Origin of the sequence: Amycolatopsis minnesotensis, from assembly GCF_039529815.1 — a bacterium.
GTDB lineage: Bacteria > Actinomycetota > Actinomycetes > Mycobacteriales > Pseudonocardiaceae > Amycolatopsis > Amycolatopsis minnesotensis.
On record NZ_BAAANN010000007.1, the window covers coordinates 33257 to 51698 of the forward strand.

At 73.6% G+C, this 18442-nt stretch carries 2 protein-coding genes; both read right to left on the reverse strand.

Annotated elements, in window-relative coordinates:
- Positions 1-27 precede the first annotated feature (27 nt).
- A complete protein-coding gene (locus ABD256_RS10645; RefSeq protein WP_425546427.1) occupies positions 28-9444 on the reverse strand; it encodes a type I polyketide synthase in 9417 nt (3138 codons plus the stop codon).
- Positions 9374-18424, reverse strand: coding sequence for a type I polyketide synthase (locus ABD256_RS10650; RefSeq protein WP_344416257.1), 9051 nt, complete (start codon positions 18422-18424; stop codon positions 9374-9376). Before ABD256_RS10650 ends, ABD256_RS10645 begins: the two co-directional genes overlap by 71 nt.
- Positions 18425-18442 lie beyond the last annotated feature (18 nt).

Sequence of the window (18442 nt, forward strand, 5' to 3'; positions counted from 1 at the left end):
AGGGCACGCGAAAACGCCCCATGACGTCTAGCGGCCCAGTTCGCTTTCGATGGCGTCGAACAGTTCGTCGTCGCTCACCGCGCCCAGGTCTTCCCGCTCCTCCTGCTCCGCCGGGCGCTCCCCGCGCACCTGGCGGGTCAGGTCGGCGAGCCGCCGTTCCACCAGCAACCGGTCGGTCGCGGCGAGATCGGCTTCGGCCAGCGCGCCGAACAACCGGTCCAGGCCGGCCACGATCGTCTCGACCCCGGACTCGTCCGCGCCGAGCGCGCGCAGCAGGTGATCGGCGAGCGCGGCGGGCGTCGGGTGGTCGAACACCAGCGAAGCGGGCAGGGTCAGGCCGGTCGCACCGGCCAGTTCCGTGCGCAGCTCCACCGCGGTGAGCGAGTCGAAGCCGAGTTCCTTGAACGCCTGCGACGGCGCCACCTTCGCCACGTCGCCGAACCCGAGCACCCGCGCGACCGTGGTGCGGACCAGGTCCAGCACGGTGCGGCGGCGGTCCTGTTCGGACAGTCCGGCGAGCAGCGCGGCGAAGTCGCCGTCCGCGGCCGGGGCGGGAGCCGCCTCGGCGACGGCCGCGCGGACCCCGGGCAGCTCGTCGAACAGATCGCTCTCACGGGCCGCGGTGAACAGCGGCAGGAACTTCGGCCACGCCACGTCGGCGAACACGGTCGCCGTGTCGTCGAGGTCGATCGCCTTGGCCAGCGCCGCGATGGCGAGGTCCGGTTCGATCAGGTTCAGCCCGCGCTTGCTGAGCTGCTCGGCCGCGTCGCCTTCGGTGGCCATGCCCGCGCGCGCCCACGGCCCCCACGCCACCGCGGTGGCCGTGAGCCCGGCCGCCCGCCGCCGTTCGGCGAGTGCGTCGAGGTAGGCGTTGCCCGCCGCGTAAGCGCCCTGCGCGCCACTGCCCCAGACACCGGCGATCGAGGAGAAGAGCACGAACGCGTCGAGCGGCATCTCCCTGGTCAGTTCGTCCAGGTTGTCCGCGCCGCGCACCTTCGCGCCGGTCACCAAGGCCAGCTCGTCGAGGTCCAGGTCACCGAGAAGGCATGCCTCGCCGACCCCGGCGGCGTGGAAGACCGCGCTGAGCGGACGTTCCGAAGGGACCTCGGCCAGTACCGCGGCCAGCGCGTCGCGGTCGGCGACGTCGCAGCTCGCCACCGTGAGACCGGTATCGCCGAGTTCGTCCGCGAGACCGGGCACCCGCCCGGCGCCGCCCCGGCTGAGCAGCAGGATGTGTTCCGCGCCCTGGCTCGCGAGCCACCGCGCGACCGCGACGCCGATCGCCCCGGTGCCGCCGGAAACCAGCACGGTGCCGCGCGGCTTCCACGAACGCGCGGGTGCCGGTGCCGGGCGCTGAACGAGCCTGCGGGCGTGCACCCCGGCGTCGCGCACGGCGAGCTGGTCGCCTTCGTAACCGCCGAACAGCACCGAACGGAGCCTCGCCAGCACGGCGCGGTCCGGCACGCGGGGGATGTCGACGAGCCCGGCCCAGCGCTCCGGGTGCTCCAGCGCGACGACCCTGCCGAAGCCCCACAACTGCGCCTGCGCCGGATCGGGCGCGGCGTCCGCGCTCACGGCCCGCACCGCACCACGAGTCAGCGCGACGACCTTGCCCGGTTCCTCGAATTCGCACAACGCCCGGACCAGTTCGGTGGTCGCCGCGAGGTTCAGCCGGACGGCCGGTGCGGACGGGTGGTCGCCGTCGACGTCGCCCAGCAACGACAGGACCGTGAGCCCGTCGGGCCCCAGTTCCCCGGACAGCCGCTTCCGCAGCGCTTCCCCGTCGAGTTCGTCGCCGCCGAGCCGCAGGATCCGGACCTCGGGCCCGCCCGGCCGCAGCTCGTCCGCGATCCGCTCGGCGAGATCGCCGGTCTCGGTGGTGACGATCAGCCACGGGCCGGTCGGTGCCGCGGATCGCGACCGCACCGGCTGCCAGTCGACCTGGTAGCGGCAGGCGTCGACGGCCGCGTTCTCGTCGGCGTCGCGCCGCCAGCGGGCCAGCGCGGGAACGATCGCGCGCACGTCGTCCGATGTCACGCCGAGCGCGTCGGCGACCCGCTCCGGGTCCCCGGTGCCGACCGTGCCCCAGAACGCGGCGTCGGCCGCCGAACCCGAACCCGCGGCCGCAGGCTCGGCGAGGGGCCAGTAGCGGTCGCGTTCGAACGGATAAGTCGGCAGGTCGACCTGCCGCGGGGTCGCGCCGGAAGCGGTCACCACCGCGGGCCAGTCCACGTCGACGCCCTGCGTGTAGAGCCGCGCGATCCCGGTCTGGAGCGTGCGGGCCTCCGGACGGTCACGGCGCTGCAACTCCGTCACGCGCACCTCGGCCGCCGGATCGGCGCACGCCGTCATCGCCGGGCTCAGCACGGCGTCCGGCCCGACCTCCACGAACCGCGTGGCACCGCGTCCGAGCAGGTCCGCGATCCCGTCGGCGAACAGCACCGGCTGCCGGACGTGCAGCACCCAGTACTGCGCGCGGCACAGGTAGTCCGGGTCGGCGAGCGCACCGGTCAGGTTGGACACCAGCGGGAGCCGGGGCCGGTGGTATTCGACATCGGCCGCGACCGCCGTGAACTCGTCGAGCATCGCGTCCATGCGCGGCGAGTGGAAGGCGTGGCTCACGCGAAGGTGCTTGATCTTGCGCCCCCACCCTTCGACCTCACCGGCGATCCGCGAAACCAGGTCCGCGTCACCGGAGACCACGACCGCGTCGGGCGCGTTGACCGCGGCCAGCGACACCCGGTCGGTGATCCCGTCGAGCAGCCCGACGATCTCGTCCTTGCCGGCCTGCAAGGAAACCATCGCCCCGCGCGAGGGAAGTGCCTGCATCAACCGGCCGCGCGCGCCGACCAGGCGGCACGCGTCGGGCAACGACCACAGACCGGCGACGTGCGCCGCGGTGATCTCGCCGATGGAGTGCCCGAGCAGGTAATCGGCGCGCACGCCCCACGACTCCAGCAGCCGCCACAGCGCGACGCCGTGCGCGAACAACGCGGGCTGCGCATAAGCGGTCTGGCCCACCAGCCCGGTCAGCGGGGAGTCCTCACCGGCGAACATCACTTCGCGCAACGGGTGGTCGAGCTGTACGTCGAAATGCCCGCACACCTCGTCCAGCGCCTCGGCGAAGACGGGGTAGCGCTCGTAGAGTTCGCGCCCCATCCCGGCCCGCTGCGAACCCTGTCCGGAGAACACCACCGCGGTCGCGCCGGTGCCAGGGCCCGGTGTCCCGGTCACCAGGTTCGGGCCGCGGTCACCGGCGGAGAGCAGGCGGAGACCCGCGGCCAGCTCATCCCGGTCCTCGCCGAGCACCACCGCCCGGTGCGCGAGCCCGGCCCGCGACCTGGCCAGTGTCCAGCCGACGTCGAGCACCGGCTTCTCGGTCTCCCCGGCGAGCAGATCCGCTTGCGCGCGCAGGGTTTCCGCGTTGGCGGCGGAGAACACCCACGGCACCCCGGCCGCCGATCCGTCCACATCGGACGGTGCGGGGATCTCGGGTGCCTCTTCGAGCACGACGTGCGCGTTGGTGCCGCTGATCCCGAACGCCGACACCCCGGCGCGACGGGGCCTGCCCGCTTCGACCGGCCACGGACGCGGCTCGGTCAGCAGCTCGACGTCGCCCGCGGACCAGTCGATGCGCGACGAGCGCTCGCCGACGTGCAGGGTCCGCGGCAGCGTCCCGTGTTCGAGCGCGGCGGCCATCTTGATCACCCCGGCGACACCGGCGGCGGCCTGGGTGTGGCCGATGTTGGACTTCACCGTGCCGAGCAGGAGCGGGCGCTCGTCGCGCCGCCTGCCGTAGGTCGCCAGCAGCGCCTGCGCTTCGATCGGGTCGCCGAGCTTCGTGCCCGTTCCGTGCGCTTCGACAACGTCCACATCGGACACGTCGAGCCCCGCGTCCGCCAGCGCGGCGCGGATCACCCGCTGCTGCGACGGACCGTTCGGCGCTGTCAAACCATTCGACGCGCCGTCGGAGTTCACCGCGGAACCCCGCACCACGGCCAAGACCCGGTGTCCGCGAGCCAGCGCGTCCGAGAGCCGCTCGACCGCGAGCACGCCGACGCCTTCCGACCAGCCGGTGCCGTCGGCGTCGTCGGAGAACGCCTTGCACCGCCCGTCCGCGGCGAGCCCGCCCTGCTTGCCGAACTCGACGAACGCGCCCGGCGTCGCCATCACGGTCACCCCGCCCGCCAGCGCGAGCGAGCATTCCCCGCGCTGCAACGCGCGAGTCGCCAGGTGCAACGCGACCAAAGAGGACGAACACGCGGTGTCCACCGACAGCGCGGGCCCTTCCAGCCCGAGCGCGTAGGCGACGCGCCCGGACACCACGCTCGGCGCGGAACCGGTCAGGCCGTACCCCTTCGCGGCCTCGTCCTCGGACGCTTCGACGAAGGCCTGGTAAGCGGAGTACGACGCACCCATGAACACGCCGGTGTCGGTGCCCCGCAAGGAAACCGGGTCGATCGCGGCGCGTTCCAGCGCCTCCCACGAGCATTCCAGCACGAGCCGCTGCTGAGGATCCATCGACAGCGCTTCACGGGGTGAGATGCCGAAGAACCCCGGGTCGAACTCGTCGGCGCCGTCGATGAACCCGCCGGTCGTCCGGATCGGCCAGCCGCGGTTCGACGGCGACGACCCGATCCCGTCACCGCCGGTGTCGACGAGCTTCCACAGGTCTTCGGGCGTCCGGACACCGCCGGGGAGGCGGCAGGCCATGCCCACGATCGCGACCGGCTCGTCGAGCGCGAGCGCGACCGGGGCGGGTGCCTCCGGCTCGTCCCGCTCCTCCCACCGCGCCAGCAGGTGGGCGGCGAGCTTGCGCGGGGTGGGGAAGTCGAACACGGTGGCCGCGGCGAGCGCGACGCCGGTGGCCGCGCCGAGCCGGTTGCGGAACTCCACCGCGGACAGGGAATCGAAGCCGAGATCGGTGAACGGGCGCTCGATGTCGACGCCCGAGCTGTCCCGGTGCCCGAGCACCTGCGCGGCCTGCGCGCGGATCAGCTCGACCACCCGGAGCTGGCGTTCCGCCGGGGGCAGCGCGCGCAGTTCGGCGGCGAACCCGGACTCTTCCCCGGCCGGGGCGGCCACGGTGGCGTCGAGCACCGCGCGCGCTTCCGGGATCTCCTGGAAGACCTTGGCGACGCCGACCGTGTCGAACACGGCGGCCAGCCGCGACCAGTCCACATCGGCGATGACGGTGGGGCTTTCGCCGCTCCACATGGCCCTTCCGAAGGCGGACAGCGCGATGTCCGGCTCCATCTGGTTCAGGCCGCGGTCGTGCATGTGCCGCGCCGCGTCCGGGTCGGCGGCCATCCCGCCGCCGGCCCACGGGCCCCAGGCGATCGAGGTGCCGGTGAGCCCGAGGCCGTGCCGGTACCCGACAAGCCCGTCCAGGAAGGCGTTTCCGGCCGCGTACGCCGCCTGCCCCGCCGAACCCCAGGTCGCCGCGATGGACGAGAAGGTGACGAACAGCCGCAGATCGAGGTGGCGGGTCGCCTCGTGCAGGTTCCGGCCGCCGACCACCTTGGCGCGCACCACGTCCACGAAGTCGTCCCAAGTGGACTCCACGAGCAGCGCGTTCGCGACGACACCCGCGGCGTGCACGACCCCGCACAGCGGCGGGCCGGTCAGGGTGATCTCTTCGACGACCCTGTCCAGCGCCGGTCGGTCCGCCACGTCGCAGGCGACGGTGTTGATCTCCACGCCGTCCGGGATCGCGTCGCGCAGGTTCGCGAGCACGTGGTCCGGCACGCCGCTCCTGCCGAGCAGGACGATCCGCGCGACCCGCCGTTCCGCGAGCCAGGCCACCACCCTGCTGCCGAGCGCACCGGCGCCGCCGGTGACGAGCACGGTGCCGCCCGCGATGTCCGCGAGACCGCCGTCGTGCTCCGGCGCGCGGTGCTCTTGTCCACTTCGGACCAGCCTGCGGACGAAGGCGCCGTGCGGGCGCACGGCGATCTCGCGCTCCCCGGTCGCCCCGCCCGCCAGCACGTCGACGGCCTGCTGCCAGTCCGCCGCGCTCGTCTCGTCCACGGCGGGGACGTCGATCAGGCCGCCCCACGCGCCACCGCGTTCGAGCGCGGCGACCCTGCCGAGGCCCCACAGGCCGGCGGCGACCGGCGAGGACACCGCGTCGCCGAGCCCGACGGTGGCACCGCCGTGTGTGATCGTCCACAGTGGAGCGTGAACCTCGCGATCGGCGAGCGCCTGCACGAGGACGACCAGCTCCCAGAGCGTGCCGACGGCCTCGTCGGTGCCGCTGCCGGTCAGGCACACCACGCCGTCGGCATCGGCCACGTCGCCGGGGAGCAGGCTCGCGGTGGTTTCGCGGGTCACGCCCGCCGCGAGGTCGACGACCGTCACATCGGCGCCGCGTGCCGTCAGCGCGTCGGCGAGCGCGTCGGCCGAGATCCCGGCTCCCCCGGTGACCACCACCCAGCGGCCGCCGAGCGAGTGGCGCGGCAGCGAGCGCGCCACCCAGCGGACGCCGTAGCTCCACGAACCGACCAAAGAGGACTCTTGGGCGTTGCGCCGCCACGAGCCGAGCGAGGACACGAACCGGGCCAGCTCACCGGATTCGCCGTCCTCGCCGAGCAGGCGGGCGACGGCGGGGACGTCTTCGCATTCGACCAGTTCCCACAGCTTGCGCTCGGGAAGGGACCGGGTGCCGTCCTCGGCCGCGTCGGTCCTGGACCGCACCGTCGGCCAGTAGTGGGTGTGGGTGAAGGCGCGGGTGGGCAGGTCGGTGTGGCGGGGGTGGAGGCCGGTGTAGGCGGGTGTCCAGTCGATGGGGGTGCCGTGGACCCACAGGTTCGCCAGTGCGGTGAGCACGGCGGTGGGTTCGTCGACACCCTTGCGGCCGGTCGCGGTGACCGGGGTCGTGGTGGTGCGGGCGACCATTCCCGCCAGTGCGGCCTTGGGCCCGATCTCGACCAGCACGTCGGCGTCCAACGCGGCGACACCGTCAGCGAACCGGACCGGCTCGCGCACATGGCGGACCCAATACCCGGGATCGGTCACCAACCCCGGCGTGACCAGCGCACCGGTGAGGTTGGAGAGCAGCGGCATCGTCGGCTCGGTGAACCGCACCCCGGCGATCGCGCGGGCGAACTCGTCGAGCATCGGGTCCATCAACGGCGAGTGGAACGCGTGCGACACGGTGAGCCGCGTGGTCTTGCGGTCCCACCCGGCCACGGTCGCCGCGATCCGCTCCACCGCCTCGACGTCACCGGAGATCACCACAGCGTCGGCGGCGTTCACCGCCGCGATCGAGACGAGGGCTTCCCCCGCCAGCAACGGTTCCACTTCGTCCACCGTGGCCTGAAGCGACACCATCGCCCCACCGCTCGGCAGAGCCTGCATCAGGCTCGCCCGCGCCGACACCAGCGTGCACGCATCCCCCAGCGACACCACCCCAGCCACATGCGCCGCGACGATCTCCCCCACCGAATGGCCCATCACCACCGCCGGGGCGATCCCGAAGGACTCCAGCAGCCGGTAGAGCGCGACCTCGAACGCGAACAGCACCGGCTGAGTCACCCCGGTCTCATCCAGCGAATCCCCGGAGAACATCACCTCCCGCACCGGCAGGACCGCGTCGATCTCGTCCAGCGCCCGCGCGAACACCGGGAACCGCTCCGCCAGCTCACGGCCCATCCCCGCACGCTGCGCACCCTGACCCGAGAACACCACCCCCACCCGGCCATCACCCGACACCCGGCCCCGCACCGCACCCGTCAACGACTCCAACCCGGCCAGCAACTCCGCACGATCCGCACCAATCACCACCGCACGCTCATCCAACGCCGCACGCTCGGTAGCCAGCGACCAGCCCACATCCACCACCGAACCGGAGTCCTCAGTGGACAACCCGGCCGCGAGCCCGGACGCCTGCGCCACCACACCCGCGTCGTCGCGCCCGGACACCACCCACGGCACAACGGAATTCGTGTCACCACGGACGGAAGACGCCTCGGCAGGAGCCTGTTCAAGGATGACGTGCGCGTTGGTCCCCGAAATCCCGAACGCCGACACGCCCGCACGCCGCGGCCGGTCCGCGCCGGGCCACTCGCGGGCCTCGGCCAGTACTTCCACGCCACCGGCGGTCCAGTCCACCTGGGACGTCGGCGCGTCCACGTGCAGCGTCGCGGGCAGGACCCCGCGCCGCATGGCTTCGACCATCTTCACCACACCGGCCACCCCGGCGGCGGCCTGCGTGTGCCCGATGTTGGACTTTACCGACCCCAGCCACAACGGCCGGTCCCGATCCTGCCCGTAGGTGGCGAGCAACGCCTGCGCCTCGATCGGGTCACCCAGCCTCGTACCCGTCCCGTGCGCCTCGACAGCGTCCACATCGGACACCTCAAGACCGGCATCCGCCAGCGCCGCACGGATCACCCGCTGCTGCGACGGACCATTAGGCGCCGTCAAACCGTTCGACGCACCATCGGAGTTCACCGCCGAACCCCGCACCAGGGCCAGCACCCGGTGCCCCTTCGCGCGGGCGTCGGAAAGCCGCTCCACGACCAGGACACCGACACCCTCGCCCCAGCCGGTGCCGTCCGCGGCCTCCGCGAACGCCTTGCACCGGCCGTCCGAAGCCAGCCCGCCCTGGCGCGCGAACTCCGCGAACGCGGCGGGCGTGGACATCACGGTGACGCCACCGGCCAACGCCAGCGAGCACTCCCCGCGCCGCAGCGCCTGCGCCGCCAGGTGCAGTGCCACCAGCGAAGACGAGCACGCGGTGTCCACCGACATCGTGGGACCGGACAGGTCCAGCGCGTAGGCGACCCGGCCCGAGATCACCGACGCGATGTTGCCGGTGGCGGCGAACCCGCCCAGCTCGGTGACCTCCTCGGAGACGCCGAGCAGATCGGCGTAGTCCTGGCCGTTGGTACCGAGGAACACCCCGGTTTCGCTGCCGCTCAGCCCGAGCGGGTCGACCCCGGCGTCTTCGAGCGCTTCCCACGAGCATTCCAGCGCGTGCCGCTGCTGCGGGTCCATCGCCAGCGCCTCGCGCGGCGAGATCCCGAAGAACCCGGCGTCGAACTGGCCCGCGCCGGAGAGGAACCCGCCGACCGGCACGCCACCCCAGTCGCCGTCGAGCCGCCAGCCCCGGTCGGCCGGGAAGTCGGACAGCGCGTCGACCCCGCGTTCGACGAGATCGCCCAGCTCGGCGGGAGTCGCGACGCCACCGGGGAACCGGCAGGCCATGCCGACGATCGCGACCGGTTCGGTGCCCGCCGCCTCCACCTGCTCGAGGCGCCGTCGCGTCTCCTTGAGGTCGGCGGTCACCTTCCTCAGGTAGCCGAGCATCTTTTCGTCGTTCGTCACCGGCTGTCTCCGATTCCCGCGCGCGCCGGGGCTGTCAGCACTGCTATCCCAGCCCGAGTTCCTGGTCGATGAAGTCGTACAGTTCGTCCGCGCTCGCCTCGCCGAGATCGGCACCGTCGTCCGCCCCGCCGGAAGCGGCGTCGAGCACCCCGCGCAACCGGTCGAGCAGCGACGCCTTGGCCGCCGGATCGCCCTCCCACGCGGCGAGTTCGGCCTCCAGGCCCTGGATCCCCCGCAGCACCCGGTCCGCGGGCGCCGGCTCTTCCGGCACCAGTGCGGCGCGGAGGTGCTCGGCGAGCGCGACCGGGGTCGGGTAGTCGAAGACGATCGACGCGGGCAGGTTCAGCCCGGCCCGCGCGGCGAGCGAGTTGCGGAACTCCACCGCGGTCAGCGAGTCGAAGCCCATTTCCTTGAACGGGGTCCTGGCTTCGATCCGGTCCACGCCGTCGTGGCCGAGCACCCCGGCGGCGAGCGTGCGGACGAGCGAGCGTAGGGTCCGCTCCTGGTCCACTGTGGACATTCCGCCGAGCCGCCCGGCGAGATCGGCCGACGGCGCGGGCGCGTCCTCGGCCTGCTTCGGCTCCAGCGCCCGGCACTGCGGCAGGTCGCCGATGAGCCGCCCGTGCGGGGTGCCCGCGAACCCGGCGCCGAACCGGTCCCATTCGATGTCGGCGGCGACCACCGCGGCCTCCGCCGAACCGAGCGCCGACCCGAACGCGGCCAGTGCCGTCTCGGCGGGCAGCGCGATCATCCCGTTGCGCCGCAAGCGATCGGCGACCTCGTCGTCGGCCGCCATGCCGTCACCGGCCCACGGGCCCCACGCGATCGAGGTGGCCGGGAGCCCCTGATCGCGGCGGAAGCGCGCGAACGCGTCGAGGAAGGCGTTGGCCGCGGCGTAGTTCGCCTGCCCGGCGGCGCCGAGCGTGCCGGCCAGCGACGAGAACAGCACGAACGCCGACAGGTCGTGGCCTCGGGTCAGCTCGTGCAGGTTGAGCGCGCCCTGCTTCTTCGCCGCGAGCACGGCGTGCAGCCGCTGCGGGGTCAGCGAGCTGATCGTCGCGTCGTCGAGCACCCCGGCCGCGTGCACGACGGCGGTCAGCGGCCGCTCGGCCGGGATCGCGGCGAGCACCTCGGCGAGCCGGTCGGCGTCGGCGATGTCGCAGGCGGCGGCGGTGACCGTCGTGCCGAGCGCGGAGACTTCATCGACGAGCCCGTCCGGGGTCGTGCCGCCACGGCTCACCAGCACGAGGTGTTCGGCGCCGTGTTCGGCGAGCCACCGTGCGACGGACCCGCCGAGCGCACCGCTGCCGCCGGTCACCAGCACGGTGCCGGACGGGGTCCACGGTTCGCCGGTGTGGTCCGGCCGGTAGGCGAGCCGCCGCGCGAACAGCCCCGACGGGCGGATCGCGACCTGGCGTTCGGCACCGCCGCCGGTGAGCACCGCGGCGAGCGGCCCGGCGTCCGCGACAGCCGCGGGCAGGTCGACGAGGCCACCCCAGCGGTCGGGGTGTTCGAGGCCGACGACGAGGCCGAAGCCCCAGAGCTGGTGCTGGTCGGGGTGGTCGACGGCGGTGCCGCCGGCCGGGACCGCGCCCGAAGTGGCCAGCCACAGCGGCGCGGCGGTGCCCGCGTCCCCGAGTGCCTGGACGAGTTCGAGCGTCTGGCCGAACCAGTCGCGGCCCTTGGGCGAGGACAGCGCGAGCAGCGACAGCACGCCGGACGGCGGCTCGGCGGGCAGCAGTTCGGCGAGCGAAACCCGGTCCGCGTCCGGTGCCGGCGCGAGCGTGTCGACGTGCAGTCCCGCGCTCGTGAGCGCTTCGGCGACCGCGCGCTGGGCTTCGCACTCCTCGTCCAGCACGACGAGCCAGCGGCCGTCGAAACTGCCCGGCATCGGCTCGGGGACCGGAGCCCACTCGACGCCGTAGCGGACGCGGTCGGCGGGATCGGCGGGTTCCGGCAGGTCGAACGCCGGCCAGAACCGGGTCGGCCGGAACGGGTAGGTCGGCAGGTCCAGGTGCACGGTGCCGGTCTCGGGGAGCACGGCCGTCCAGTCCGGGGCGAACCCGGCGGTGTGCAGCGTCGCGACGGCCCGCAGCAGCAGATCGGGCTCGGCACCGGACGGGCGCTGGCTCGCGACGACGGCGTAGTCCACCTCGTCCTCGCGGGCGGACAGGCAATCACCGGCGAGCGCGGTGAGGGCGCCGTCGGGGCCGATTTCGAGGAACCCGGTGACGCGGTGCTCGGCGAGCCAGTCGACGCCGTCGGCGAAGCGCACCTCGGCGCGCACGTGCTCGGCCCAGTACTCCGGGGTCAGCAGGCGGTCGCCCGCCGGCTCCCCGGTCACGTTGGACACGAGCGGGATCGCCGGGGCGGCGTAGGCCACGGACCTGGCCACCTCGGTGAACTCCGCGATCATGGGTTCCATCAACGTCGAGTGAAACGCGTGCGCGACCCGTAAACGCCTAGTTTTCACGCCGCGGGCGGTGAATCGCGCCGCCAGTTCCTCGACGGCGGCCTCCGGCCCGCTGAGCACGGTGGCCTTCGGCCCGTTCGACGCGGCGACCGTCACCCCGTCGATCAGTTCGGCGCGCACTTCGTCGGCCGAAGCCCGCACCGAAACCATCCTGCCTCCGGGTGGCAACGCATGCATCAAAGTGCCGCGCGCGGCGACGAGCCTGCACGCGTCCGCCAGCGAGAAGACGCCCGCGACGTGCGCGGCGACGAGTTCGCCGATGGAATGCCCCAGCAGGTACGAGGGGCGCGCGCCCCACGACTCCCACAGCCGGTAGAGCGCCACTTCGAACGCGAACAGCGCGGCCTGGGTGTACCGGGTCTGGTCCAGCAGCGTGGCGTCTTCGGCGAACACGACCTCGCGCAGCGGGTGCTCCAGCAGGCCGTCGAACTGCGCGCAGACCTCGTCGAAGACGTGCGCGTACACCGGGTGCTCGCGGTGGAGCTCGCGGCCCATGCCGACGCGCTGCGAGCCCTGGCCCGCGAACAGGAACGCGAGCCGTCCGTCGGCCGCGGCCGTGCCGGTGACCACGTTCGGCGCGAGTTCGCCCGCGCTCACCGCGGCGAGACCGTCTTCCAGCGAACCCAGCACCGCGGCCCGGCGGCGCAGCGGCGCCTTCCCGCTCAGTGCGGTGGCAAGGGCCGCGGGCGGGGTGCCGGGGTTGTCGCGCAGCCAGCCGCGCAGGCGTTCGGCCTGCGCCGCGAGCGCCAGGTCGTCGTGCCCGGAAAGCACCCACACCAGGCGTTTGCCGTCCTCGGCGTGCTCGGCCACCGGATCCGGGTCGCCCTCTTCCAGCACCACGTGGGCGTTGGTCCCGCCGACACCGAACGACGACACCGCGGCGCGCCGCGGGCGTTCCCCGTCCGGGTGCCACGGCCGGGCCTCGGTCAGCAGGCGCACGGTGCCCGCCGACCAGTCGACCTTGGTGGTCGGCGTCTCGGCGTGCAGCGTCTTCGGCAGCTCGCCGTGCCGCAGCGAAAGCACCATCTTGAGCACCCCGGCCACGCCCGCCGCGGCCTGCGTGTGCCCGAGGTTGGACTTCACCGAACCGAGCCACAGCGGCCGGTCTTCGCGGCGTTCGCCGTACGCGGCGAGCAGCGCGTTCGCTTCGATCGGGTCGCCGAGCGCGGTGCCGGTGCCGTGCGCCTCCACCACGTCGACGCTGTCCGGGGTGGCATTCGCGCTCCGCAGTGCCGCGTCGATCACGCGGCGCTGCGCGGAGCCGTTCGGCGCGGTGAGCCCGTTGCTCGCGCCGTCGGAGTTGGTGGCGCTGCCCTTGACCACGGCGAGCACGCGGTGCCCGTTGCGCCGCGCGTCGGAAAGGCGCTCCAGCACGAGGATCCCGGCGCCTTCGCCCCATCCGGTGCCGTCGGCGCCTTCGCCGAACGCCTTGCAGCGGCCGTCCGCGGCGAGCCCGCCCTGCGCGGCGAACTCGGTGAACGCGCCCGCCGTCGACATCACCGTGACACCGCCGGCCAGCGCCATCGAGCACTCGCCCTCGCGCAGCGCGGCGCACGCCCAGTGCAGCGCGACCAGCGAAGACGAACACGCGGTGTCCACCGAAACCGAAGGCCCTTGCAACCCGTAGGCGTAGGAGACCCGTCCGGACAGGACCGCGGCCGCGTTGCCGATCCCGGCGTGCCCGGCGAAGTCGTCCTTGGCGTACCGCAGCAGCGCGCCGTAGTCCTGGCCGTTCGTGCCGACGAAGACACCGGTGTCGCTGCCGCGCCACGACGTGGGGTCGATCCCGGCGTGTTCGCCCGCCTCCCACACCGTTTCCAGCAGGAGCCGCTGCTGCGGGTCCATGGCGAGCGCTTCGCGCGGGGAGATGCCGAAGAACCCGGCGTCGAAGTCCGCCGCGCCGTCCACGAAACCGCCGACGGCCCTGGTCGTCCAGCCCCGGTCGCCCGGCGGCTCGGCGATGGCGTCGCCACCGGCGCGCAGGAACTCCCAGAGCTGCTCCGGCGAGCGGATGCCGCCGGGCAGGCGGCAGCCCATGCCGACGATCGCGATCGGCTCGGCCTCCACCGCCGCACCGCGGACCACCGCGGATGCGGCCGTCCCGATGCCGAGTTCGGTGAGGAGGTGCTCGGCGAGCGCGGTCGCGTTCGGGTGGTCGAAGACCAGCGAACTGGGCAGGGTCACCGCGGTGGCGGCGCCGAGCCGGTTGCGCAGGTCGACCGCGGTCAGCGAATCGAAGCCGAGGTCGCTGAAGGCCCGGCCCGGCGCGATGTCACCGGGTTCGGCGTACCCGAGCACGGCCGCGGCGGTCCCGCGGACCAGTTCGAGCAGTTCGTGGCGGCGTTCGCCGGAGGGCAGCGCGGCCAGCCGGTCCCGCAGGCCCGATCCCCGCGGCCGCGGCCTGGCCACCGGTGCCGTCGACTGGGCCTCGGGCAGGCCGGCGAGCACCGGGGGCACGCCGCCGCCGGTGAACGCGCTCCAGTCGACGTCGGCGATCGTCACCGTCGCGCGGCGCTCGCCGAGCGCCTGTCCCAGCGCCATGAGCGCGAGCCTCGGGTCGAGCGGCGGCAGCCCCGACGCCTTCAGCCGCGAGGCACCCTGCGCGGCCATGCCCGCCCCGGCCCACGGGCCCCAGGCGACCGACAGCGCCGGAAGCCCGGCGGCGCGGCGCTGTTCGGCGAGCGCGTCGAGGAACGCGTTCGCCGCGGCATAAGCCGTCTGGCCAGGCGAACCGAGCACGGCGGCGAACGAGGAGAAGAGCACGAACGCGGACAGGTCCCGGTCCCGCGTCAGTTCGTCCAGGTGCCTGGCGGCGATCAGCTTCGGCCGCAGCACGCCCGCGAACCGTTCCGGGGTCTGCGCGGCGAGAACGCCGTCGTCGAGCACGCCCGCGGCGTGGAACACCGCGCGTACGCCCGCGCCTTCGCGGTCGAGCCGGTCGAAAAGCGCTTCGAGCTGGTCCCGGTCGGCGACGTCGCACGCCTCGACCGACACCTCGGCGCCGAGCGCGGTCAGGTCGGCCGCCAGCTCGGTCATGCCACCTGCGCGCTCACCGGTGCGGCTGACCAGGACGATCCGGTTCGCCGCCCCGGTTTCGGCCACCCAGCGGGCGACCTTGGCGCCGAGCGCGCCGGTGCCGCCGGTGACCAGCACGGTGCCGCCGGGCCGCCACGAGCCGCTGGCTTCCGGCGCGCGGACCAGCCTGCGGCCGAACGTGCCGGACGGGCGGATCGCCAGCTCGGGTTCGGCGAACCGGCCCGCCACGACGTCGCGCAGCAGGCGGAGTTCGCGGGTGCCCGGCTCGGCGGGCAGGTCGACGAGCCCGCCGTGGTTGCCCGGCTGCTCGATCGCCGCCGAGCGGACCAGCCCCCACACCGCGGCCTGCACGGGCCCGGACGGCGCTTCGGTGGCGGAGACCCCGTTCGCGCCCGCGGTGACCGTCCACAGTGGAACATCGGTTTCCGCGAGCCGTCGCAGCAAGGCGAGGGTGGCGGTGAGCCCGGCGGGCACGCCGTCGACGATCCGTTCGTCCAGTGCCGCGAGCGACACCACACCGGTGCACGATGCGTCCACTTCGGACACCTCAGCCACGCGGGCGTCCGTCCCGAACAGGTCGCGGACGCGGGTCACGAGGTCGTCGGCGACGCCTTCGGGCGGCACCACGAGCAGCAGCTTCGACACGGGCGAACCGGTCCCGGACGGCCGGACGGCCTGCCAGCTCACCCGGTAACGCCAGCGCTGCACGGTTTCGGCGTCCTGGTGCGCGCGCCGCCACCGCGACAGCGCGGGCAGCGCGTCGGACAGCGACGTGGTGCCGGGCAGTTCGAGCGCCTCCAGCACCGAACCGACGTCGTGCCGTTCGACGGCGTCCCAGAACCGGGTGTCGGACCGGGCGAGATCCGCCGCGGGGGTGACCGAAGGCGGGGCCTCCAGCCAGAACCGCTGAAGCTGGAAGGCGTAGGTCGGCAGCGCCACCGGACGCCCGGCGACGAGTTCGCCCCAGCGCGGAGCCAGACCGTCCACATGCAACTCGGCGAGCGCGGTGAGGAACGCGCGCGGCTCGGGCCGGTCGCGCCGCTGCGTCGCGGTGACCAGGACTTCGGCGCCGCCGGGGAGCCCGTCGGTCGCCATCGCGGTGAGCACGGCGTCGGGGCCGAGTTCGACGAACCGCGTCACCCCGGCGTCGGCGAGCGCGCGAATGCCGTCGTGGAACCGGACCGCTTCGCGGGCGTGGCGCGCCCAGTAACCGGGATCGCCCAGCTCGTCGGCGATGATCTTCCCGGTCAGGTCGGACACGATCGGGATCGACGGCGAGGCACTGGAGAGCGACTTCGCGACTTCGGTGAGTTCCGCGGTCATGGCGTCCATGTGCGGCGAGTGGAACGCGTGGCTCACCCGCAGGCGCTTGACCTTGCGGCCCCATCCGGAAACCTCGGCGGCGATCGCCTCGACGGCCTCTTCGTCACCGGAGACGACGACCGAGCGCGGCCCGTTGACGGCGGCGACGGACACCCGGCCCGCCAGCAGCGGAAGAACCTCGTCCTCGGTGGCCTGCAAGGACGCCATAGCTCCGCGGGAAAGGTCCTGCATGAGCTTCGCCCTGGCCGCGACGAGCTTCGCCGCGCCGGCGAGCGGGAAGACCCCGGCCACGTGCGCCGCGGCCAGCTCGCCGATCGAGTGGCCGAGCAGGAGGTCCGGGACCACGCCGTGCGATTCGAGCAGCCGGAACAGCGCGACCTCGACCGCGAACAACGCGGGCTGGGTGTAGGCGGTCTCGTCGACGAGCCCGGTTTCGTCGGTGAACACGACCTCGCGCAAGGGGCGGTCGAGCAAACCGTCGAAGGCCGCGCACACTTCGTCGAACGCGGCGGCGAACACGGGGAACGCTTCGTGCAGTGCGCGGCCCATCCCGGCGCGCTGGGCGCCCTGCCCGGAGAACAGGAACGCGGTCTTGCCGCGCCGCCCCGGTTTCGCGGTGACGACCGCGGCGGACGGCCGGTCTTCGGCCAGCGCGCGGAGACCGGCGGCGAGTTCGCCCTCGTCGTCACCGAGCACCACGGCCCGGTGCTCGAAGAGGGTGCGGGTGGTGGCCAGTGAGAACGCGATATCGGCCGGGTTTCCGGTGCGGTCGAAGGAAAGCCGGTCCGCCTGGGCGCGGAGCGCTTCGGGCGACTTCGCGGAGAGCAGCCACGGCGTCGGCGCGTCCAACCGCGGCGCGGGAGTCACCTCTTCGGGGGCGGGTGCCTCTTCGAGGATGACGTGCGCGTTGGTGCCGCTGATCCCGAACGACGAAACGGCCGCGCGGCGGGGATTCTCCGCCGCCGCCCATTCCCGTTCCCGGTCGAGCAGCCGGACCGCACCCGCTTCCCAGTCCACATGGGACGTCGGGGCGTCGATGTGCAGGCTGCGCGGCAGCACGGAATGCCGCAGCGCCAGTATCATCTTGAGCACCCCGGCCACCCCGGCGGCGGCCTGCGTGTGCCCGAGGTTGGACTTCACCGAGCCGAGCCACAGCGGCTCGCCCTCGGCGCGCTGGCGGCCGTAGGTGGCCAGCAGCGCCTGCGCTTCGATGGGGTCGCCGAGCGAGGTCCCGGTGCCGTGCGCTTCGACAGCGTCCACATCGGACGGTCGCAGCTTCGCGTCCGCGAGCGCCTTGGTGATCACGTCGCGCTGCGACGGGCCGTTGGGCGCGGTCAGCCCGTTGCTCGCGCCGTCGGAGTTGATCGCGCTGCCCTTGACCAGCGCGAGCACCGGGTGGCCGTGGCGGCGCGCGTCGGAGAGCCGTTCCACCAGCAGCAGCGCGGCCCCTTCGGACCAGCCGGTGCCGTCGGCGGCCTCCGCGAACGGCTTGCACCGGCCGTCCGGCGCCAGCCCGCCCTGGCGGCTGAACTCCTGGAACATGCCTGGCGTCGACATCACCGTGACGCCGCCGACGAGCGCGAGCGAGCAGTCGGCGCGCCGCAGTGCCTGCGCGGCGAGGTGGATGCCGACGAGCGACGACGAGCAGGCGGTGTCGACGGTGACCGCGGGCCCCTTGAACCCGAGCGCGAACGCGATCCGCCCGGACACAATGGACGTCGACGTGCCGGTGAGCAGATGCCCCGCGACGCCGTCCGGCAACGCGGGCAGAGCCGCCGCGTACCCCGTCGAAGCGGCGCCGACGAACACGCCGACGTCGCTGCCGCGGACCGCCGCGGGATCGACGCCGGCCCGCTCCAGCGCTTCCCACGCCAGCATGAGCATGAGCCGCTGCTGCGGGTCGGTCGCCAGCGCCTCGCGCGGGCTCATCCCGAAGAACGCGGGATCGAAGTCGGCGACGTCGTCGAGGAACCCGCCTTCACGGGTGTGGCTCGACCCTTCGCTGCCGGGATCGGCGTCGTACAGCGCTTCCAGGTCCCAGCCGCGGTCGGCCGGCAGCTCGGACTGGATGTCGCGGCCCTCGGCCAGCACCTCCCACAGCCCCTCCGGCGAGGTGATGCCGCCGGGGAACCGGCACGCCGCGCCGACGATGGCGATCGGCTCGGCCGAGGACTCCTCCAGCTCGGAGATCCGGCGGCGGGCCTGCCGCAGATCGGCCGTCGCCCGCTTGAGGTAGTCGAGGTACTTGCTCTCGTCGGTCACGGCAGAGCCACCTCCCGT